Consider the following 18,017-nt stretch of genomic DNA (forward strand, 5'->3'; position numbering starts at 1 on the left):
AACAAGCATAGCTTCGCAATGTGCTGCCTTTGCGCGCACTAAGACCGGCCAGCTTTAGCTGTCCATTTTCAGTGCGCTGATGAAAGCTTCCTGCGGGATATCCACCTTGCCGAACTGGCGCATCTTCTTCTTGCCCGCCTTCTGCTTCTCCAGCAGCTTCTTCTTGCGGGTGGCGTCGCCGCCATAGCACTTGGCGGTCACGTCCTTGCGCATGGCGGACAGGGTTTCGCGGGCGATGACCTTGCCGCCGATCGCCGCCTGGATCGGGATCTTGAACATGTGGCGCGGGATCAGGTCTTTCAGCTTTTCGACCATCGCGCGGCCGCGCATCTCGGCCCGGTCGCGGTGGACCATCGTGGACAGCGCGTCCACGGGTTCGTCGTTCACGAGGATCTGCATCTTGACCAGGTTGTCCTGGCGGTAGCCGATCATCTGGTAGTCGAAGGAGGCATAGCCCTTGGTCACCGATTTCAGCCGGTCGTAGAAGTCGAAGACCACCTCGTTCAGCGGCAGGTCGTAGACCACCATCGCGCGGCTGCCCGCATAGGTCAGATCCTGCTGGATGCCCCGCCGGTCCTGGCAGAGCTTGAGCACGTCGCCGAGGTATTCGTCGGGCACGAGGATCGTCGCCTTGATGCGCGGCTCCTCCATGTGGTCCACGTGCGTGAGGTCCGGCATGTCGGCGGGGTTATGCAGTTCCCGCATCTCGCCGTCCTTCATGTGGACGTGGTAGATCACCGACGGGGCGGTGGTGATCAGTTCGATGTCGTACTCCCGCTCGATCCGGTCGCGTATCACCTCTAGGTGCAGCAGACCGAGGAAGCCGCAGCGGAAGCCGAAGCCGAGCGCGGCGGAGGTTTCCATCTCGAAGGAGAAGGACGCGTCGTTGAGCGCCAGTTTCTCGATCGCGTCGCGCAGGTCTTCGAATTCGGAGCTGTCCACCGGGAACAGCCCGCAGAACACGACCGGCTGCGAAGGTTTGAAGCCCGGCAGGGGTTTTTCGCAGGGGCGCTTTTCGTGGGTGATGGTGTCGCCCACCCGGGTGTCGCGGACCTGCTTGATCGAGGCATTGAGATAGCCGATCTCGCCGGGGCCGAGGCTCTTTACCGAGGTCATCGCGGGGCGGTAGACGCCGACGTCGTCCACGTCATAGGTGCCGCCGGTCTTGATCATGCGGATGCGGTCCCCCTTTTTCAGGGTGCCGTCGATGACACGCACGATCACGATCACGCCGAGGTACTGGTCGTACTTGCTGTCCACCAGCATCGCCTTGAGCGGGGCGTCGGGATCGCCGCCCGTGGGGGGCGGCAGGCGTTTGACGATGGCTTCCAGCACGTCGGGAATGCCGATGCCGGTCTTGGCGCTGATCTCCACCGCGTCGTGCGCCTCGATCCCGATCACGTCCTCGATCTGCTCGCGGACGCGGGCGCAGTCGGCGGCGGGCAGGTCCACCTTGTTCAGCACCGGCACGATCTCGTGGTCGGCGTCGATGGCCTGGTAGACATTGGCGAGTGTCTGCGCCTCGACCCCCTGTGAGGCGTCGACCACAAGCAGCGATCCCTCGACCGCCTGCATCGACCGGCTGACCTCGTAGCCGAAATCGACGTGGCCGGGCGTGTCGATCAGGTTGAGCACGTAGGTCTCGCCGTCCTGCGCGGGATAGTCGATCCGGACGGTGTTCGCCTTGATGGTGATCCCCCGCTCCCGCTCGATGTCCATCGCATCGAGCAGCTGCTCCTTCATGTCGCGTTCGGCCACTGTTCCGGTCAGCTGGATCAGCCGGTCGGCAAGGGTGGATTTCCCGTGGTCGATATGCGCCACGATGGAGAAATTGCGGATGTGTGAAAGCGGTGTCATGCAAGGGGATATGGCGCAGCGCGGGGCAACCGTCAATCGGGCAAAATAGGGCCGCAGCGCTTTGCCGCGCCGCGCGGATCACGCCCGGCAACGCCTCATTTCCGACCCAATTGACCCCATTTAGCCCGTATTTGCATCGAATTCTTCAGTCACATGAGGGTCGTGCGCCCGCGTCGGGCTTTCGGAGAGGCCCGTGGCCAACTACGACATCTACGTTCTGGGCGAGAGCGCCATCACCATTTCGGGTGGCGGCCAGCTTGACGGTGTCACGCAGGGCGACGGCTCGCACCTCTCGGGGCGCACGATCACCCTCAACAGCAACGGCTGGGTGCCGATCGCCATTTCGGACAACGACGCCAATTTCGATGACAACGACGGCAACCAGGTGCTGGACGGGGCGCAGCAGATCGACGGCGTCACCTATGCCGGCGGCACCCGCGTCGAGGCGGAGTACGGCGTGGTCGTGACGGACGGCACCCGCAGCTGGACGCTCGTGGGTTTCAACGTCAACAACTCCAACCCCACCTTCGGCACCATCGAGGGATTGGCCTTCATCGGCGGCAGCGGCGGGTTTCCTCCCGTCGGGGTGCCGCTGACCGTCACCGGAACGTTCGAGGGCCCGGCCTACCTCGCGACGGAGTACGCCACGCCGATCTGCCTTGTCGCGGGAACACGCGTGACGACGGCCACGGGACCGCGCCCGATCGAGCAGCTTGGCCCCGGCGACCTCGTCCTGACCCGCGACAACGGACTGCAACCGGTCCGCTGGGCGGGGCAACGCCGGGTCCCTGCGCTGGCCGCGTTCGCGCCCGTCCGCATCCGGCGCGGGACGCTGGGCAACCGCCGCGACCTCTGGGTATCGCAGCAGCACCGCGTTCTGGTCGAAGGCTGGAAGGCGGAACTGCTCTTTGGAGAGGCCGAGGTGCTGGTGGCGGCGGTTCACCTCGTGAACGACGGATCGATCCGCCTGATGCCCGGCGGGGAGGTGTGCTATGTGCACCTTCTCTTCGACAGGCACGAAGTGATCGAGACCGAAGGGTGCTGGACCGAGAGCCTATTCACCGGGTCGACGGCACTGGCCAGCCTGCCGCCGGCCGCGCATGCCGAGATACTGGCGCTTTTCCCCGAACTTGCGGGGCCGGAAGCGGCCCACCGCACCACATCCTACCGGGTGCTGAAACGCCACGAGGCCCGGATACTGGGACCGGATCCGCAGGTCCGCGCCTGAAGGGCCGGGCAAGGACGCCCGCAACCAAACGTGAATTGCCCCACGGCCCGGTTTGAGGCATAATTCTGCGCAGAGCAAAACTGGGACCACCAAGGGGCAAACCCCACGGTCCGGGCAGAAGGCAGGAAAGATGATTCGTATCGGTGTGGCGATTGTCGCCGTTTTGGGGCTGGCCGCCTGCGGCGGTGGCAGCAGGTATTCCAGCAGCAATGCAGCGGCCTACGGCGGGGGATACGCCGCCGTGCCCGTGGTCCCCTTTGCAAGCGGGCCGATCCAGAAGGCCTGCGAGGCCGATGGCCGCAAGGAAGCCTCCCGCACGCGCTGCGGCTGCGTTCAGGCGGTCGCGGATCAGTCGCTGTCGGCGCGGGACCAGCGCCGGGGGGCCAAGATGTTCCGCGATCCGCACCAGTTGCAGGAAATCCGCCAGTCGGACAATGCCAACAACGAACGGTTCTGGAAGGCCTGGAAGGAATTCGGCCAGAACGCCGCGGCCGTCTGCGCCCAGACCTGAGCGGGGCCAAATTTCCTCGAGGAAATTTGGCCGGAGTTTTCCAAAAACTCCGGCGCCCTCAGAGGTCGCGCATCCAGAATTGCAGGGGCTTCGCCGTCGCTTCCGTCTCGCCGTGATCCTTCCAGTGGAACCGGGCGATCACCCCGTCGAGCGGCCTGTACCCCCGCGCCCGCCAGAAGTCATCGAGCGGGCGGTAGCCGGCGGGCCGGGCCGGGTGATCCTCGGGCCGCATCACCGCGCAGAAACAGCTTTTCCCGAAGCCCAGCGCGCGGGCGTGATCTTCGCGCGCATCGAAGAACCGGTGGCCGGCCCCCTGCCCCCGGTACGCCGGCAACAACACGCTTTCCGCGCAATAGAAGACCTGCCCGAGGTCGATGCCGGTCGGCGCGAAGGCGGCGGCGAAATCGTCCGCGTGATCGGCCAGCGGCGTCCCCGTGCTGGCGCCGACCAGCGTCTCCCCATCGAAGGCGCCCACGACGATCGCCCCTTCGCTGTCGCGGTAGCTTTGCAGGTAGCGCTCCTCGTAGGCCAGATCGCCGTCGTAGAGATAGGGCCATTCCGCAAACACGCCGATCCGGAGCCGCGCGACCTGCGGCAAGGCATCGGCCAGCGCCGTGCCGGTCAGGGGGACGATGCGCAGCGCCATTTCAGCTGACCTGCGCGATCCAGTCCGAGAGGTTGTAATAGGTGGTGATGCGGCTGATCCTGCCGTCCCGCAGGTCGAAGAACGACCCTGCCGGCAGACGGTAGGTCTGGCCCCGCGCGTCGGGCAGCCCCTCGTCCGTTTCCAGGTAGGTGCCGTTGACCGTGTATTCGGCTGCGGCGCGCGTGTTGTCGGCGTTGGAGAAGATCACCATGTCGGTGAGGGTCTCCTTGTAGCAGCGGCTCATGTGCGCGCAGAACTCCGCGAACTTTGCCGTGCCTTCGCGCACGTTGCCCTCGTTGACGTGGTGCGCCACGTCGTCGGTGAGGCAGGCGAGCATCCCGTCGGTGTCGCCCGCGTTGAAGGCGTCGAAATAGGTCTTGATGATGTCGGCCATGTCGGGGTCCTAGCTTTCGTTGCAAACCGGATCGCCGAAACGGTCGATCAGGCGGGTCTTGATCTGGTCGCGGGCCGCGCGGAACTGGACCAGCTTTGCCTCGCGTCCCTCGCCCAGTCCCGTGGGGTCGAGAATGGGCCAGTATTCGACGTCGAGGTGGAAGAACCGGGTTAATTCCAGTGCGCGGCGCTGGCTGGCGGGGGACAGGGCGATCACGAGGTCAAAGGATGACAGGTCGTCGCCCCATTGTTCCATCTCGTCGAAGCTGCGGGAGCGGTGACGCGACAGTTCCACCCCGATCTCGGCGCAGACGGCGATGGAAAAGCCGTCGATTTCCAGATCGTTCTTGACGCCCACCGACTGCACGTAGGTGTCGGTGCCGTAGAATTTCTTCATGATCCCTTCCGCCATGGGCGAGCGCACCGCGTTGTGATCGCAGCAGAACAGCACGGACTGGGGAAGGTCCGCCATCCTTCAGCCGCCGAAATGCAGGACGCAGATCAGGGTGAACAGGCGGCGGGCGGTGTCGATGTCGATCTCGGCCTTGCCCTCCAGGCGCTCCTGCAGAACGCGGGACCCCTCGTTGTGGATTCCGCGGCGCGCCATGTCGATCGTCTCGATCTGGCTGGGCGGCAGTTTCTTGACCGCTTCGAAGTAGCTTTCGCAGATCTGGAAGTAATCCTTGACGACCTGCCGGAACGGCCCGAGGGACAGGTGGAATTCCGCGGCCTTCTCCTCGTTCTCGGTCGCCACGTCGAAGACCAGCCGCTTGTCGCGGATCGACAGGCCCAGGTGATAGGGGCCTTCGGGCACCGGGCGATCCTCGCGCGCGGGGATGACAAAGGTATTGTCTTCCAGCAGATCGAACATCGCGACCTTTCGTTCCTGCTCGATCTCGGGCGTGGGGGGCGGCAGATTGGCATCGTCGAGAACGATCTGGGAGATGCGGGACATGGTGGACCTCAGGCAGAAAAGTGTCCCAGCCATAGCGCAGCGTGTCTGCCGGGGCAATCGCAAGGACAGCGCGCCGCGGCGCGGGCCGGTGGCTACCGGTTGAGCTTGTTCAGCCGGGCGGTCACGCTCAATCCGTGCGCCTGAAGGCTTTCGGAGGCCGCAAGCGTCTCGGCCGCCGGGCCGATGCCGCGGAGCGCCTCCGGTGTCATCCGGGCCAGCGTCGTCCGCTTCATGAAATCCAGAACGGACAGGCCCGACGAGAACCGGGCAGAGCGCGCGGTGGGCAGCACGTGGTTCGGGCCACCGACGTAGTCACCGATCGCTTCGGGCGTCCACTGACCCAGAAAGATCGCCCCCGCGTGGGTGATCCGCGCGCTCAGCGCCTCGGGGTCCGCCACGCAAAGCTCGAGGTGTTCGGGGGCGATCCGGTCCGACAGGGCCGCGGCGGTGGCAAGGTCCGGCACGGTGATGATCGCCCCGTAGTCGCGCCAGGACGCCCCCGCGATGGCCCGACGCTCCAGCGTCTTGAGGTAGGTGTCGATGGATGCCGCGACAGCCTGCCCGAATGCGGCATCCGTGGTGATGAGGATGCTTTGCGCGCTTTCGTCGTGTTCCGCCTGGCTGAGCATGTCGAGCGCGATGAAATCGGGATCGTTGTCCGCGTCCGCGATCACGAGGATCTCGGAAGGGCCTGCGATCATGTCGATGCCCACCTTGCCGAAGACCCGACGCTTGGCCGCCGCGACATAGGCATTCCCCGGGCCGGTGATCTTGTCCACGGGCGCGATCGTTTCGGTGCCGTAGGCCAGTGCCGCCACGGCCTGCGCCCCGCCGATGCGGTAGATCTCGGTCACGCCCGATAGCCGCGCGGCCAGCAGCACCAGCGGATTGAGCACGCCGTCCGGCGTGGGCACCACCATGGCGAGCCGCCCGACCCCGGCGACGGCGGCGGGAATGGCGTTCATCAGGACCGAGCTCGGGTAGCTTGCCAGCCCGCCGGGCACATAGAGCCCCGCGGCAGAGACCGGTGTCCACCGCCAGCCGAGGGTCGCCCCCGCCTCGTCGGTCCATTCTTCATCCCGGGGCAACTGGCGGGCGTGGTAGGCCCGGATCCGGGTCGCGGCGGTCTCGAGAGCGGCACGCTCCGCCTCGGGCACTGTCGCGACGGCCCGGTCGATTTCCTCTGCGCCGATGGCCAGCGTTTCGGCGGTCAGACCGATCCGATCGAACCGTTGGGTGAATTCGACGATGGCAGCATCGCCGCGCGCACGGACCTGGGCGATGATATCGGCCACGGCCGCGTCGACATCCGGACTGTCCTCGCGCTTGGCGCCCAGAAGCGCGGTGAAGGCGTCCTCGAAATCGGCGGCGGAGGAATCGAGAATGGTGGGCATCGGAAGCTCCGGTTGAATTCAGCGGCAGAGGCGGCGGGGAAGGCGCCGGGGCTCAGTCCGGGTGCGAGGGCAGCTTTTTCGACGGCGCGGCGTAGGGCCGCGTGACGTCGCGCAGCGTCACCTCCAGCGCCTCGACCGAAAGCCGGATCGCCCCGTCCCCGGCCAGCGTCAGTTCCACGTGGCCCGAAGGTGCATCGGCTTCGTCGAAAGCGATGCTGAGCAGGGACAGGATGGTGTCCGGGTCGCCCTGGGAGACCCCTTGGGAGACGACCTTCTGAACCGTGTCGAAGACCAGCAGGGACTGCACCCGTTCGGGCGCGTGCCGCGCCTTGCCCGCGTCCTCCCAGCGGACCCGGTTCAGCAGCAGGGCGAATCGCGCACGCTTGCGGTCCCAGCGCATCTCGGACGCCGGGAACACCGCATCCTGTGTCAGCGATGCAATGACCTGAAGATCCTCGGCATCCATCGCGCCGATGTTCAGCGGTGCCTCGCGGCCGTCTTCGAATCTTGCGTCCTCGGTCATGCGTCCCTGATCCGTTCGATATCGGCACCGACGCCCGAAAGCTTGGTCACCACGTGTTCATAGCCCCGGTCCAGGTGATAGACCCTTGCCACCTTGGTCTCGCCCTCGGCGGCCATGCCGGCAAGGATCAGCGAGATCGACGCGCGCAGGTCCGTCGCCATCACGGGCGCACCCTTGAGCTGCTTGACGCCCCGCACCGTCGCGGTGCCGCCGTGCACCTCTATGTCGGCCCCCATGCGGATCAGTTCCGGGGCGTGCATGAAGCGGTTCTCGAATATCTTCTCTTCGAGGACCGAAGTCCCGTCGGCGGTGCAGAGCAGCGCCATCATCTGTGCCTGCAGGTCGGTGGGGAAGCCGGGAAACGGTTCCGTCGTGACGTTGACCGCGGAAATCCGGCCGTTCTTGCGGGCCACCTTGAGGCCTGCCTCGGTTTCGGTCACGGAAATCCCCGCGGCATCGAGTTTCTCGCAGAAGGCGGCAAGCAGGTCGATCCGCCCGCCGAGGCATTCGACCTCGCCGCCGCAGAGTGCGGGCGCCAGCATGTAGGTGCCAAGCTCGATCCGGTCGGTCACGACCCGGTGCGTCGCACCATGCAGGCGATCCACACCCTGAATTTCGATCCGCGAGGTGCCGTCCCCCTCGATCTGGGCGCCCATCGCGCGCAGACAGCTTGCCAGATCCACGATCTCGGGCTCGCGCGCGGCGTTGTTGATGACGGTCGTTCCCTTGGCCAGCGTCGCCGCCATCATGATGTTCTCGGTCGCACCGACGGAGGCGAAGGGGAAGTCGATCACGGCCCCCTTGAGACTGCCGCCGCCCGCCTTGGCGTGAAGGTACCCGTCGCGCAGTTCGATCTGCGCGCCCATTTTCTCCAGCCCGTCGGTGTGAATGTCCATCGGACGCGCGCCGATGGCGCATCCGCCCGGCAATGACACCTCCGCGTGTCCCTCGCGGGCCAGAAGCGGCCCGAGCACGAGGTTGGAGGCCCGCATCTTGCGCACGATGTCATAGTCGGCGTGGGTGTTGATCTTGCCGTGCGAGGACAGCGCCAGCACGAGGCCGTCCTGCAGCGATGTCGCCTCCGCCCCGAGCGAGGCCAGCAGTTGCGTCATGGTGCGGATGTCGCTCAGCCGCGGCGCATTTGTCAGGGTCAGCGGCTCCTCCGACAAAAGCGTGGCGGGCATGAGGGTGAGACATGCGTTCTTGGCCCCCGCGATCGGGATTTGTCCCTGAAGCGCGCCGCCCCCTCTGACCAGAATCGAATCCATCTTAACTGCTTTCCTCGCTGGAGCCTTCGCGGCTCTCCGTTGTGTTCTGCGCCGACCGGGCGCGAAGCTGCGCCTTGCGCCGCGCCATGTTCGCCTTGAGCGCAGCCTTCAGCCGATCCTCCCGCGTGGGGGCTTTCCTGCCGGGTGTCCTGGGGTCCTGCCGCTCTGCCATGGGGCGTGTGTATCGCAGGGACCCGAAGGCGTCCAGATTGGGGTTGCACGTTTGTCGGATTGCGTCTAATGACCCCGCTCATCGGCGCTGCTGTAGCTCAGAGGTAGAGCACTCCCTTGGTAAGGGAGAGGTCGAGAGTTCAATTCTCTCCAGCAGCACCATGTTACTTTACTGACCTGAAAATTCCACCTGACACCATGAATGGAAGGAAATTTTGGGAACTCCATCCCTCTCAATTCGGGCGCATCCAAGCGGCTCCGCTAGAGTTAATTTCAGCACTAATCAGCGCATCGTATATTAGCAATTTTCGTATGTTTTACATTATTTTGACAGGAATTTGAGGGATAGTTCAACACGCCCTTCCAAACGCCCCTTAGCTGGCAGCTATCCAGAAACCTTTTCGGTCAGCACAATCTTCTCACTTTCCAGCTTAGCAAGACGCGTTTTATAGGCGCTAATCACGCCGTGGCTGGGATCAAAGATAGCGTAGTGCGGTGGCGCGCCTCCCCGTCCTGGTGCGGCCATGATGTGCGAAAGAACGGCGGTAAAGTTGCCCGAGCCTGCGCCGCCGATCAGCAGCATGGCATGGCATGGCAGCCTGCTTGGAATGATAGAGCTTGCGCCCACCGTGAAATGCGAATGGCACGCCGCCTTTGCTCCGAAGGCATAGACGACCGAAGACTAATTGGCCTTTCTACCTTTCGCTTCGTTTGCGCAAGCCGACTTGCGACGGGCTAGCGGCAGCCTGAAGTGTTCTTCAAAACGCATGCAGTTATGCTAGAGTGGCTCAAAGCAAAGCCGCTCGCATGTTAGTCCTCTGCGATTGCCATCGTAATAAGACAAGACGGCCAAACTTTACTAAGATATAAAGCAAGAGGGTGAAGAGTGGGAAATCCGCAGCATTATTCCATAGAGTTGCCTGAGCGCTGCATGGAACTGATCGACCAGCTTTGGCCAGAAGCCGCAAAAATACGTGACGGAGAACGACCTGACCTCGGGCCACTAACTTCGACGTTCTTACTGTCGATGTCGATGCCGATCCTGAATATCCCGGTCGAGAGAATTGAGCGGCAGATCGATAAAACCGAGGGAACAGGCTACGCTGACGACAGATATCTGAATGCGGGTGCCGTTAGGGCATTTGAGGACGTGATACGCCGTGGGCAGCTGAGAGCTGCACCGTTCTACCGCGATGGCTCATGGAGATTCCTCGCCGTGAGAGAAGGACCTTTTCCGAACATCGCGAGAGGGATGCCGGACTCGATTTCGGACGATTTGTCGGGTGAGGCTGCTGTCAAGGCTGCGGAAAACATGCCCGCTCTTCAGTGGATCAGCATCATCCGTAACGCGATGGCACATGGGGGCATCGCCTATCTCGATGAACACGGTAGAAGCAGTTACGGGAGGCCGATTAAGATGTATGCCTTCGTGAGTGGCAAATATGGCAAACCGAAATGTCAGCATGCAGAGGCTGACTGCCGTTATGGGCTAGGCGCGCTCGAACGGTTGAACGTCCTGCGTATAAGCGAAACCGATTTCCGTGACTTCCTGCGTGAGTGGGTCGCATGGCTTGTTCGGACCAAGATCGCGAAACAGGCGGCTGCATGATCGGCATCACGGATCGCGGGCTACAGAGGGAAGGCGCAAAACTTATGAAAAAAGTCGGGAATTATTCCTCGGAAGATATCCCGTAGATATCTGATATTCCTGACTTAAATCAAGGCGCCCGCCCGCAGCCATCTTGGCCGGGCCGTTTTCTGCTTGCCAGAAGGCTTGAAGGTCAGCGCGTCTTGGGGCAGATATCTGGCGAAACTCGGCCCAGCCAAACAGCCTGTCCTTCGGTGCTGCCCGCCAGGTCACCAGCGTGTACAATCTGTAAAGGACACCGCCATGAGACTGGTCGGGAAGGGCGCCTGTGCGCTTTGCGTTTGGATGGCGGGTATCGCCTCGGCGCAGGAGGAAGACCTCGAGGGAAGGATCGCCGTCGAACTGAACGCGGTGCAGACGGTCGAACAGGCCTGCACCCTCACCTTTCTGATCACGAACGGCCTCGGCGCCGCGATCGACAAGGCGGTCTACGAAACGGTGCTGTTCGACACTACGGGCCAGGTGAACCGGCTGACGCTCTTCGATTTCGGAACGCTGCCCCCGGCCCGGCCGCGGGTGCGGCAGTTCGCGGTGCCGGACATGGCCTGCGACCGGCTTGGCCGGATCCTGTTCAACGGCGCGCAGACCTGCGACGGGTCCGATCTGGCGGAAGGCGTCTGCGGCACGGCGCTGGTGCCGTCCAGCCGCACGGAAATCGAGGTGATCGGATGATCCGCGACTGGCTCGAGCCGCTAAGGCAAATTGCCGACATCGGCGGTCCGGTGGTGATGATCCTGATGGGCGTCGCGGTGCTGACGCTGGCGGTTGCGCTTTACAAGGTGTGGCAGTTCTGGATGGCGGGCGTCGGACGCCACCATGCGCTGCGCGAGGCGGTCGGCGCTTGGGACCGTGGCGACCGTGCCGACGCGCGCGCGGCCCTCGGGCGGTCCACCAGCTATCTTGCACCGGTCATGAACATGGCGTTCGCGACGGGCAGCCCGGCGGCGGACCGGCTGCAGGCAGAGGCCGAAACCCGGTTTGCCCGGCTTGAACGCGGGTTCAGGCTGCTTGATTCCGTGGCGCAGCTTGCACCGCTCCTCGGGCTTTTCGGGACTGTCCTTGGCATGATCGAGGCCTTTCAGGCGTTGCAGGACGCGGGGTCGCAGGTTGATCCGTCGATCCTTGCCGGGGGCATCTGGGTGGCGCTGTTGACGACCGCCGTGGGGCTTGTCGTCGCCATGCCGACCGCGCTCGTGCTCAGCTGGCTCGAAGGCCGGATGGAAGCGGAGCGGGTTCTGGCGGACAGCGCGATCCTGACCGTGCTGCGGCCCTCGGGCAGCGCCGCGGCGGCGGCTGACGGCACGGGGGCGGCACATGCCTAGGGCACGGCCACGGCGGCGCAGACTGTCAATGACGTCGCTGATCGACGTGATCTTCCTGCTGCTGCTTTTCTTCATGCTGAGTTCCACCTTTTCCAAGTTCGCCGAAGTCGACCTGTCTGCGGGCGGCAGCGGCGCTGCAGCCGCTGCCGATACACCTCCGCTGTTCCTGCAACTGGGCGTGGCGGACCTGCGCCTGAATGGTGATCCGGTCGATCTGGACGCGTTGGCGCGCTCATCGCTCGCGGATGCAAAGGAGGGCACCCCCCTGCTTGTCAGCCTCGGCGACGGTGTCGATTCCCAGCGCATGACGGATCTTCTCGTGCAGCTGCGGGCGCTGCCCGCGCTTCGCGTGACGGTGCTGGGGGGCTGACAGATGCGCCGCAGGACAAGGGCCAAACCCCAGCGGGAACCGACAATCGCCCTGATCAACATCGTTTTCCTGATGCTGGTGTTCTTCATGGTCGCGGGCACACTGGCGCAACCGCTGGACCCCGCGCTGAAGCTCGTCCGGACGCAGGAGCTGGAAGGCCGTGCGCCGCCCGATGCGTTGGTCGTCCACGCGACAGGAAAGCTCGACTACCGGGGCGAGGTTCAGGAGGATGCCGCCGCCTTCGTCTCCGGCCTTTCGGAGGAACAGCGCAGGATCGTCCGGCTGGTGCCGGACCGCGATCTGCCCGCGTCGGAGTTGGTGGCGCTGACCCGCGCCTTGCAACAGGCCGGCGCGCGGAAAGTGATGCTGGTGACGGAGCGGGCCCTGCCATGATTCCCAGCTCTCCTTTCGGCAAGGCCGTCGCGCTGGCGGTGTCGGCGATGCTGATCCTTGGCGGCATGTTCCTTGCACATCCCGAAACGCGGACCGAACTGGCAGGCGGAGGCGAACCCGTCCGGGCCCGGATGGGAAACGCGTTCGAGGACATGGCAGCCGGAACCCTGACGGCACAGGATGCCGTCGCGGTCACCCCGCCCCCCACGACGGCCGAGGCTATTCAGCCGGTGCGGCAGCAGCAGACGCCAAAGGTCAACCCAGCGCCCGCAGAGCCGCCCGCCGCTCCGGATGCTGTCCTGCCGGAGGCCGCCGCACCGGTTGCGCCGCCTACATCGACACCGTCCGTCGCGCCCCGGCCCCTTGCGGCGCAACAGTCCGTATCGGTCGCGACCCCGACGCCCCCGAAAGAGACCATCGCGGCGGCATCGCCCGACACTGCCGCGCCCACCGGTTCCCGACGCCCGCAGCGTCGCGACCCGGAAAAGGCGGCGCAGATCGCCGCCGCGCGCCCCGAGCCGACCGCACCGCGCGGCAATGCCCAACGCGACAGCAGGCGCGGTGACAGCACAGCCGAAACACGTCAGGCCGATGCCGGATCGCAAGGCAACACCCGAAAGGCCGCGCCGCAATCTGGAAACGCGGCAGCCAGCAACTATCCCGGCCAGGTGATGCGCAAGATCAGCCGGGTGCGCAAACCGAACGTGCGCGCACGCGGGACCGCCACGATTGCCTTTCGCATCGCCGCAAACGGTGGCCTCGCGACCATCTCGGTCGCCCGCAGTTCCGGATCCTCGGCTCTGGACAGGGCCGCCCTGCGCGTGGTCCGGACGGCGGCCCCCTTCCCTCCTCCGCCTTCGGGTGCGACCCGAAGCTTCAGCATACAGATCCAGGGACGATGACCTGTCATGATCGAGGGTCGGCACGACATGACCCGGATGCACACACGGGCCCATGAGCTATCGTCACGACTTCACGGGCCATACCACCAACCTGCGCCCGATCGCCCCGGTCGAGTGGCGCCAGCTCGAACACGTCTTGCTCGCACATTGGCAGACGGCCGGAAGCAGCGGCGCGACCGGGCATTATGTGTCGGCCAATCCACGCCTGAGCATCTTCTTCAACGACATGAGTTCGGTCTCCGCCATATCGGAGGCGGCGCCGCGCAAACTTGCGCGGGCAATTTTCGTGCCGGCGGGGATGACATTGGACACGTCGTTTTCCAAACCGCTCACCTTTGCCCATCTGGACATCCACATCGACCATGCCTGGGCAGTGCGTTTCCTGTCGGCGGGGGTCACCAGACAGCGCGCGGTCGAGATACTGGACCGGCCAGTCGACCGGAGCGACATCACCGAGATCGAGCCGATGGCGCGCGCGCTGGTTGGAGAAATTCGCGATCCTCGCCGCCATGACCTGTTCGCCTCCAGCCTTGCGACCTGCCTGCTTTCAGGTGTTCTGGACATCGGAACCGCCGAACCGGATCCGGGCAACGCCCGGCTGACCGCCGCGCAGATGCGCAAGGTCGCAAGGCGTTTCGAGACAGGCGGGGGGCGGCGGCTGAGCCTGTCCGAGATGGCGCAGACGGTGGGGCTTTCGGAAAGCTGGTTCTCGCAGGTCTTCAGGAATACGACCGGCAAGACGCCGCATCAATGGCAGCTAGAGAATCGCGTCGGGCAGGCACGCGACCTTCTGGTCGGATCCGATCTGAGCGTTGCGGACATTGCCGACCGGCTTGGCTTCTCTGACCAGTCACATCTGACGAGGACGTTTCGCAGGCACGTGGGTGAAACGCCGGCGAGCTGGCGCCGCCGCAACCGCTGACCGCGCGTCCTGACATCGCATCGGCCCGCCCGGCCGAGGGGACCGGGCGGGCCGCGCTTATCACCAGCGGTGCCTCAGGGCGGCGGTGATGGTCCGGCCGTTGTTGTAGTAATCCGCGGTACCCCTGCCGACCACGTACTGCCTGTCGAACAGGTTGCTGATGTTGACGGTAAAGTCCGTGTCGTCCGACACGCCATAGGTCACGGAGGCATCCACGTAGGTCTGCGACGGGCTTTTCCCGTTGTCGTTCAAGACGTTGTAGTAATACGGACCGACATAGCGCGCGCCGATGCCCACGGACAGGTCGCCGGGCAACGCCGGGGTGTCCACATCGTATGTCAGCCAGAGCGACGCGATGTTGTTGGGCACGGTGGCGAATTCGTTTCCGTCCACCGTGGCGCCCCGCACCGTGCCGCGAATGAATTTCGATTTCTGATAGCTGTACCCGCCGGAAAGCGTCAGGCCGTCCGCCAGTTCGGCGCGTGCCTCGAACTCGACCCCGCGCACCCGCGATTCCCCGATGGTCTGGCGTTCGATCACGCCGCTGGGAAGGACCACGGGCACAACCACGTTATTCTTCGTCAGATCGTAGAGCGACGCGGTGAACAGCGCGTTGAAGCTCTCCGGCTGGTATTTCATCCCGATCTCGTACTGCTCGCCCCTTTCCGGTTCGGTCCCGATGCTGGGAGGCGCGATGGATTGCACGTAGCTGGCGTAGGAGGAGACTTCGTCCGTCAGCTTGTAGGTCAGCGCCCCGCGGAACGAGGTTTCGGAGAAGTCGGCCTGCGTCGTGGTCGCGGTCAGGTTGTCGGTGTTGGTGATATCGAACCAGTCATGCCGCAGACCCACGGTGGTGATCACCCGGTTGGAAAACGCGAGGTTCTGCTGCAGGAAGACCGACCGGGTCGTGAAGTCGTTTGCCTGCACGCTGTAGGGCGTGAACCCGGTCGGCGCCCCGGTGTAGGTCGGATTGTCGATATCGATCGGGGTGTGCGCCCCGAAGATCGATGCACTGGTCGTGGCGGCATCGCGGAACTCGATCCCGGCGAGGGTGCTACTGTCCACCGACCCCAGGGTGGTATCGTACTGGAGGATGACGTTGCCGATCAGCTCCCGCGCGGTGCTGTCCGTGCCGAAATAGGACCGGTCCACCACTGACCCGACCCGCCCGGCGTTGTCGGAAAGGTAGATATAGGCGAAATCGTCCGTCAGGTCGCTGTAGCGCAGGTTCCCCGTCAACCTCAGCCCGTTCGCGAACTCGTGCTCAACGCCTGCCGAAACGGTCAGTCTTTCCACGTCGTGACGGTTGAAACCGGGCTCGCCGAAGAAAAGTTCACGATCGTACAGGCGGTCTATCGGGTACCCGCCGCTGTTCGGCGTGCCCTCCCGTTTCAGGTAATCCACCGAGAACGTCAGCCTGGTCACGTTCGTCGGTTCCCATGTGACGGCGCCGAGGAAGAACCGTTCGTCGTCCCGCGAATGCGCGTATTCCAGATCGGAGTCCTGGATCTTGCCGACGACCCGGTAGGCGAGCGTGCCTTCGCGGTTCAGGACATCCCCGAAATCGAGCCCGATTTCCGCGTGATCGTGGCTGCCGTAGGAGCCGTATACCTCTCCGAACCGCTCGAACTTCGGCGACTTGGTCACGAAGTTGACCGTCCCGCCGGGATCGGACGTGCCGAACAGGGTTGAGTTGCCGCCCTTCATGATCTCCACCCGCTCGAAGGCGAAAGGTTCCTCGCGCACGCCCCGCATGGAGCCAAGCGTCAGCCCGTCGCGGTACGTAGATGCCTGAAACCCCCGCACGAGGTAGTAGTCGTTCCGGTCGTCCGTTCCGTAATAGTCGGTGACGATGCCGGGCGTATATTCCAGCACGTCCTCGACCTTGTCCGCATTGCGCTGCTCGACCTCCTTCTGCGTGATGACGGATACCGACGCGGGCGTATCCAGCACGCTGGTCGCCACCTTGCCCCCGGTCCAGAGCTCCTTGGCAATCGTGCTCGCGGCATCATCGTCCGCAGCGGCGCCGGCATCGACGAAGATGGTGCCAAGCCGGTAGGCCGTGCGGGTCCCGTCGTCCTGTGCCAAGGCCGGCAGCCCGGCCAGCGCGGTACATCCAAGAAGCCCCGACAACAGCCAGTTCGGGAGAGAGACGGGTCGGCGGCGGGCCGGGGGGTGTTGCACCATGTTTTTCACCTTCAGATTGAATTTGGGGGTGGCTTGCCCCTCACGCCACGTGACGGGCTGGCAGATCGAAGAGGATGACACTGGCCATGCCTCTTCCGGGCGCGGGCCTGTCCCGAGGGCAGACCCGGCCGCATTTGGAGGGCACCTAAAGCCGTCAAACCGGAATGTGTATTGTACGATCCTCCTGTTTTTGAAGGATCCCACGGAAACCTGATAAATTTTGTCGGATTTCGCGAAAACCACCGGTCCGGCGCGCTTGACGCACCGGATGCCAGATGAAAAGCCGACTGAAACCGTCTGTTATCTGACTCCTCTGAGAGGCGACGCTCCATGCACAATCTCACGCTTTCCGTACTGGTCCTTTCCTGCCTTCACTTCGCTGATGCGGGTCGGGCGGAGGGTTTTCCGATCACCATCGAACACGCGTTCGGAACCACGACGATCACAGAACGGCCGGACCGGGTCGCAACCGTCGCCTGGGCCAACCACGAAGTTCCCCTTGCCCTCGGGGTGGTTCCCGTCGGCTTCGCGCGGGCAAATTTCGGTGACGACGACGGCGACGGTCTGCTGCCATGGGTCGCGGCGCGTCTCGAAGACCTCGGCGCGGATGCGCCCCCGCTTTTCGATGAAGGCGACGGCATCGACTTCGAGGCGGTCGCGGCAAGCGCGCCCGACGTCATCCTCGCCGCCTATTCCGGCCTGTCGGAACGCGACTACGACATCCTGAGCCGTATCGCGCCGGTTGTCGCCTACCGGGACGGGCCGTGGTCCACCGACTGGCGCGGGATGATCCGCCTGAACGCCGCCGGACTGGGCCTGAGCGCGGAGGGCGAAGACCTGATTGACCGCACCGACCGGCGGATCGCCGACACCGCCGCCCGCCACCCCGAGATCGCCGGCAAGCGCGCGATGTTCCTGACGCATCTCGACGTGCGCGACCTCAGCCTGATCCGTTTCTATTCGGCGAACGACACCCGTGTGAAGTTCCTGCACGACCTCGGCCTGCGGTCTCCGGAAAGCGTGCGGGATGCAAGTGTCCCCGGCCGGTACTCGGGCGAAATGAGCGCGGAGCGGATCGACGCCCTGAACGATGTCGACATCGTCGTCACCTATGGCGACACCGCCCTGCTGGCCGCGGCGCGGGACAACCCGCTCACCTCGCGGATGAAGGCCGTCGAAGACGGCGCTGTCGTCCTGCTGGGCAACGATCCGCTCGGGACCGCCGCCAATCCCACGCCGCTGTCCATTCCGTGGGTTCTGGACGATTACGTCTCCCGGCTCGCGCAGGCGGCGCGAGCGGCGGAATGACGGCCGAAGCCGCGCCACC

Annotated in this window: 21 protein-coding genes and 1 tRNA gene; 11 read left to right on the top strand and 11 right to left on the bottom strand. The window is 64.7% G+C overall.

The genetic code is table 11. The features are described from left to right. Positions 1-54: 54 nt before the first annotated feature. The gene (lepA, locus tag BOO69_RS14880) at positions 55-1,857 is read right to left on the bottom strand and encodes a translation elongation factor 4 (protein ID WP_071972887.1); all 1,803 of its coding nucleotides are present in this window, start codon (positions 1,855-1,857) and stop codon (positions 55-57) included. 193 nt (positions 1,858-2,050) lie between these two features. On the opposite strand from lepA, the gene BOO69_RS14885 reads away from it, so the two are divergent. Beyond that, positions 2,051-3,085, top strand: coding sequence for a Hint domain-containing protein (locus tag BOO69_RS14885; RefSeq protein WP_083545541.1), 1,035 nt, complete (start codon positions 2,051-2,053; stop codon positions 3,083-3,085). Positions 3,086-3,215: 130 nt separating this feature from the next. After that, positions 3,216-3,596 carry a hypothetical protein gene (locus tag BOO69_RS14890; RefSeq protein WP_071972888.1) on the top strand — a complete coding sequence of 127 codons (381 nt, stop codon included), beginning with the start codon at positions 3,216-3,218 and terminating at the stop codon, positions 3,594-3,596. A 58-nt stretch (positions 3,597-3,654) separates the two neighbouring features. Here BOO69_RS14890 and BOO69_RS14895 read toward each other — a convergent pair whose 3' ends face one another. The 8 genes from BOO69_RS14895 to BOO69_RS23260 form a co-directional block, all read right to left on the bottom strand. Continuing rightward, on the bottom strand, positions 3,655-4,242 hold the full coding sequence (locus tag BOO69_RS14895) for a GNAT family N-acetyltransferase (protein ID WP_071972889.1): 588 nt from the start codon (positions 4,240-4,242) through the stop codon (positions 3,655-3,657). Position 4,243: 1 nt separating this feature from the next. After that, a complete protein-coding gene (locus BOO69_RS14900; protein ID WP_071972890.1) occupies positions 4,244-4,636 on the bottom strand; it encodes a ketosteroid isomerase-related protein in 393 nt (130 codons plus the stop codon). Between the two features lie 9 nt (positions 4,637-4,645). Next, on the bottom strand, positions 4,646-5,107 hold the full coding sequence (locus BOO69_RS14905) for an arsenate-mycothiol transferase ArsC (RefSeq protein ID WP_071972891.1): 462 nt from the start codon (positions 5,105-5,107) through the stop codon (positions 4,646-4,648). Between the two features lie 3 nt (positions 5,108-5,110). Next, entirely contained in the window at positions 5,111-5,590 is a 480-nt protein-coding gene (locus tag BOO69_RS14910) for a UPF0262 family protein (protein WP_071972892.1), read from the bottom strand. A gap of 92 nt (positions 5,591-5,682) precedes the next feature. Next, a complete protein-coding gene (gene hisD, locus BOO69_RS14915) occupies positions 5,683-6,984 on the bottom strand; it encodes a histidinol dehydrogenase (protein WP_071972893.1) in 1,302 nt (433 codons plus the stop codon). A 52-nt stretch (positions 6,985-7,036) separates the two neighbouring features. Next, positions 7,037-7,507, bottom strand: coding sequence for a DUF2948 family protein (locus BOO69_RS14920; protein WP_071972894.1), 471 nt, complete (start codon positions 7,505-7,507; stop codon positions 7,037-7,039). Further along, positions 7,504-8,775: a UDP-N-acetylglucosamine 1-carboxyvinyltransferase gene (murA, locus tag BOO69_RS14925; protein WP_071972895.1), complete on the bottom strand. Its 1,272-nt coding sequence runs from the start codon at positions 8,773-8,775 to the stop codon at positions 7,504-7,506. The genes BOO69_RS14920 and murA overlap by 4 nt, the downstream gene beginning before the upstream one ends. A 1-nt stretch (position 8,776) precedes the next feature. Beyond that, entirely contained in the window at positions 8,777-8,947 is a 171-nt protein-coding gene (locus BOO69_RS23260) for a hypothetical protein (RefSeq protein WP_172839551.1), read from the bottom strand. Between the two features lie 86 nt (positions 8,948-9,033). Here BOO69_RS23260 and BOO69_RS14930 point away from each other — a divergent pair. After that, positions 9,034-9,108, top strand: a tRNA-Thr gene (locus BOO69_RS14930). A 223-nt stretch (positions 9,109-9,331) separates the two neighbouring features. On the opposite strand, the gene BOO69_RS23105 is transcribed toward BOO69_RS14930, so the two are convergent. Further along, positions 9,332-9,529 (bottom strand): hypothetical protein, encoded by a 198-nt coding sequence (locus tag BOO69_RS23105; RefSeq protein WP_156874944.1) that lies wholly within the window; start codon positions 9,527-9,529, stop codon positions 9,332-9,334. 348 nt (positions 9,530-9,877) lie between these two features. Between BOO69_RS23105 and BOO69_RS14935 the strand changes: the two genes are divergently transcribed. From BOO69_RS14935 to BOO69_RS14965, 7 genes are all read left to right on the top strand, one after another. Continuing rightward, the gene (locus BOO69_RS14935; RefSeq protein ID WP_071972896.1) at positions 9,878-10,555 is read left to right on the top strand and encodes a hypothetical protein; all 678 of its coding nucleotides are present in this window, start codon (positions 9,878-9,880) and stop codon (positions 10,553-10,555) included. 282 nt (positions 10,556-10,837) lie between these two features. Next, a complete protein-coding gene (locus BOO69_RS14940) occupies positions 10,838-11,266 on the top strand; it encodes a hypothetical protein (RefSeq protein ID WP_071972897.1) in 429 nt (142 codons plus the stop codon). Further along, a complete protein-coding gene (locus BOO69_RS14945; RefSeq protein WP_071972898.1) occupies positions 11,263-11,916 on the top strand; it encodes a MotA/TolQ/ExbB proton channel family protein in 654 nt (217 codons plus the stop codon). The genes BOO69_RS14940 and BOO69_RS14945 overlap by 4 nt, the downstream gene beginning before the upstream one ends. A 28-nt stretch (positions 11,917-11,944) precedes the next feature. Beyond that, on the top strand, positions 11,945-12,286 hold the full coding sequence (locus BOO69_RS14950) for a biopolymer transporter ExbD (protein ID WP_071972899.1): 342 nt from the start codon (positions 11,945-11,947) through the stop codon (positions 12,284-12,286). A 3-nt stretch (positions 12,287-12,289) separates the two neighbouring features. Then, complete coding sequence (locus BOO69_RS14955) at positions 12,290-12,679, top strand: ExbD/TolR family protein (protein ID WP_071972900.1); 390 nt, start codon at positions 12,290-12,292, stop codon at positions 12,677-12,679. Continuing rightward, positions 12,676-13,581, top strand: a complete 906-nt coding sequence (tolA, locus tag BOO69_RS14960; RefSeq protein ID WP_071972901.1) for a cell envelope integrity protein TolA — start codon at positions 12,676-12,678, stop codon at positions 13,579-13,581. The genes BOO69_RS14955 and tolA overlap by 4 nt, the downstream gene beginning before the upstream one ends. Positions 13,582-13,633: 52 nt before the next feature. Further along, complete coding sequence (locus BOO69_RS14965; protein ID WP_071972902.1) at positions 13,634-14,503, top strand: helix-turn-helix domain-containing protein; 870 nt, start codon at positions 13,634-13,636, stop codon at positions 14,501-14,503. A 60-nt stretch (positions 14,504-14,563) separates the two neighbouring features. On the opposite strand, the gene BOO69_RS14970 is transcribed toward BOO69_RS14965, so the two are convergent. Then, on the bottom strand, positions 14,564-16,690 hold the full coding sequence (locus tag BOO69_RS14970) for a TonB-dependent siderophore receptor (protein WP_071972903.1): 2,127 nt from the start codon (positions 16,688-16,690) through the stop codon (positions 14,564-14,566). Positions 16,691-17,020: 330 nt separating this feature from the next. Between BOO69_RS14970 and BOO69_RS14975 the strand changes: the two genes are divergently transcribed. Then, positions 17,021-17,998 (top strand): iron-siderophore ABC transporter substrate-binding protein, encoded by a 978-nt coding sequence (locus BOO69_RS14975; RefSeq protein ID WP_071972904.1) that lies wholly within the window; start codon positions 17,021-17,023, stop codon positions 17,996-17,998. Positions 17,999-18,017: the final 19 nt, after the last annotated feature.

It is taken from the genome of Sulfitobacter alexandrii, assembly GCF_001886735.1.
GTDB classification, from domain to species: Bacteria; Pseudomonadota; Alphaproteobacteria; order Rhodobacterales; family Rhodobacteraceae; genus Sulfitobacter; species Sulfitobacter alexandrii.

Excerpts from the sequence above, each read along its gene's own strand:
- lepA (WP_071972887.1), bottom strand. The coding sequence starts at position 1,857 with ATGACACCGCTTTCACACATCCGCAATTTCTCCATCGTGGCGCATATC.
- BOO69_RS14890 (WP_071972888.1), top strand. The coding sequence starts at position 3,216 with ATGATTCGTATCGGTGTGGCGATTGTCGCCGTTTTGGGGCTGGCCGCC.
- BOO69_RS14895 (WP_071972889.1), bottom strand. The coding sequence starts at position 4,242 with ATGGCGCTGCGCATCGTCCCCCTGACCGGCACGGCGCTGGCCGATGCC.
- BOO69_RS14900 (WP_071972890.1), bottom strand. The coding sequence starts at position 4,636 with ATGGCCGACATCATCAAGACCTATTTCGACGCCTTCAACGCGGGCGAC.
- BOO69_RS14905 (WP_071972891.1), bottom strand. The coding sequence starts at position 5,107 with ATGGCGGACCTTCCCCAGTCCGTGCTGTTCTGCTGCGATCACAACGCG.
- BOO69_RS14910 (WP_071972892.1), bottom strand. The coding sequence starts at position 5,590 with ATGTCCCGCATCTCCCAGATCGTTCTCGACGATGCCAATCTGCCGCCC.
- hisD (WP_071972893.1), bottom strand. The coding sequence starts at position 6,984 with ATGCCCACCATTCTCGATTCCTCCGCCGCCGATTTCGAGGACGCCTTC.
- BOO69_RS14920 (WP_071972894.1), bottom strand. The coding sequence starts at position 7,507 with ATGACCGAGGACGCAAGATTCGAAGACGGCCGCGAGGCACCGCTGAAC.
- murA (WP_071972895.1), bottom strand. The coding sequence starts at position 8,775 with ATGGATTCGATTCTGGTCAGAGGGGGCGGCGCGCTTCAGGGACAAATC.
- BOO69_RS23260 (WP_172839551.1), bottom strand. The coding sequence starts at position 8,947 with ATGGCAGAGCGGCAGGACCCCAGGACACCCGGCAGGAAAGCCCCCACG.
- BOO69_RS23105 (WP_156874944.1), bottom strand. The coding sequence starts at position 9,529 with ATGCTGCTGATCGGCGGCGCAGGCTCGGGCAACTTTACCGCCGTTCTT.
- BOO69_RS14935 (WP_071972896.1), top strand. The coding sequence starts at position 9,878 with ATGGAACTGATCGACCAGCTTTGGCCAGAAGCCGCAAAAATACGTGAC.
- BOO69_RS14940 (WP_071972897.1), top strand. The coding sequence starts at position 10,838 with ATGAGACTGGTCGGGAAGGGCGCCTGTGCGCTTTGCGTTTGGATGGCG.
- BOO69_RS14945 (WP_071972898.1), top strand. The coding sequence starts at position 11,263 with ATGATCCGCGACTGGCTCGAGCCGCTAAGGCAAATTGCCGACATCGGC.
- BOO69_RS14950 (WP_071972899.1), top strand. The coding sequence starts at position 11,945 with ATGACGTCGCTGATCGACGTGATCTTCCTGCTGCTGCTTTTCTTCATG.
- BOO69_RS14955 (WP_071972900.1), top strand. The coding sequence starts at position 12,290 with ATGCGCCGCAGGACAAGGGCCAAACCCCAGCGGGAACCGACAATCGCC.
- tolA (WP_071972901.1), top strand. The coding sequence starts at position 12,676 with ATGATTCCCAGCTCTCCTTTCGGCAAGGCCGTCGCGCTGGCGGTGTCG.
- BOO69_RS14965 (WP_071972902.1), top strand. The coding sequence starts at position 13,634 with ATGAGCTATCGTCACGACTTCACGGGCCATACCACCAACCTGCGCCCG.
- BOO69_RS14970 (WP_071972903.1), bottom strand. The coding sequence starts at position 16,690 with ATGGTGCAACACCCCCCGGCCCGCCGCCGACCCGTCTCTCTCCCGAAC.
- BOO69_RS14975 (WP_071972904.1), top strand. The coding sequence starts at position 17,021 with ATGCACAATCTCACGCTTTCCGTACTGGTCCTTTCCTGCCTTCACTTC.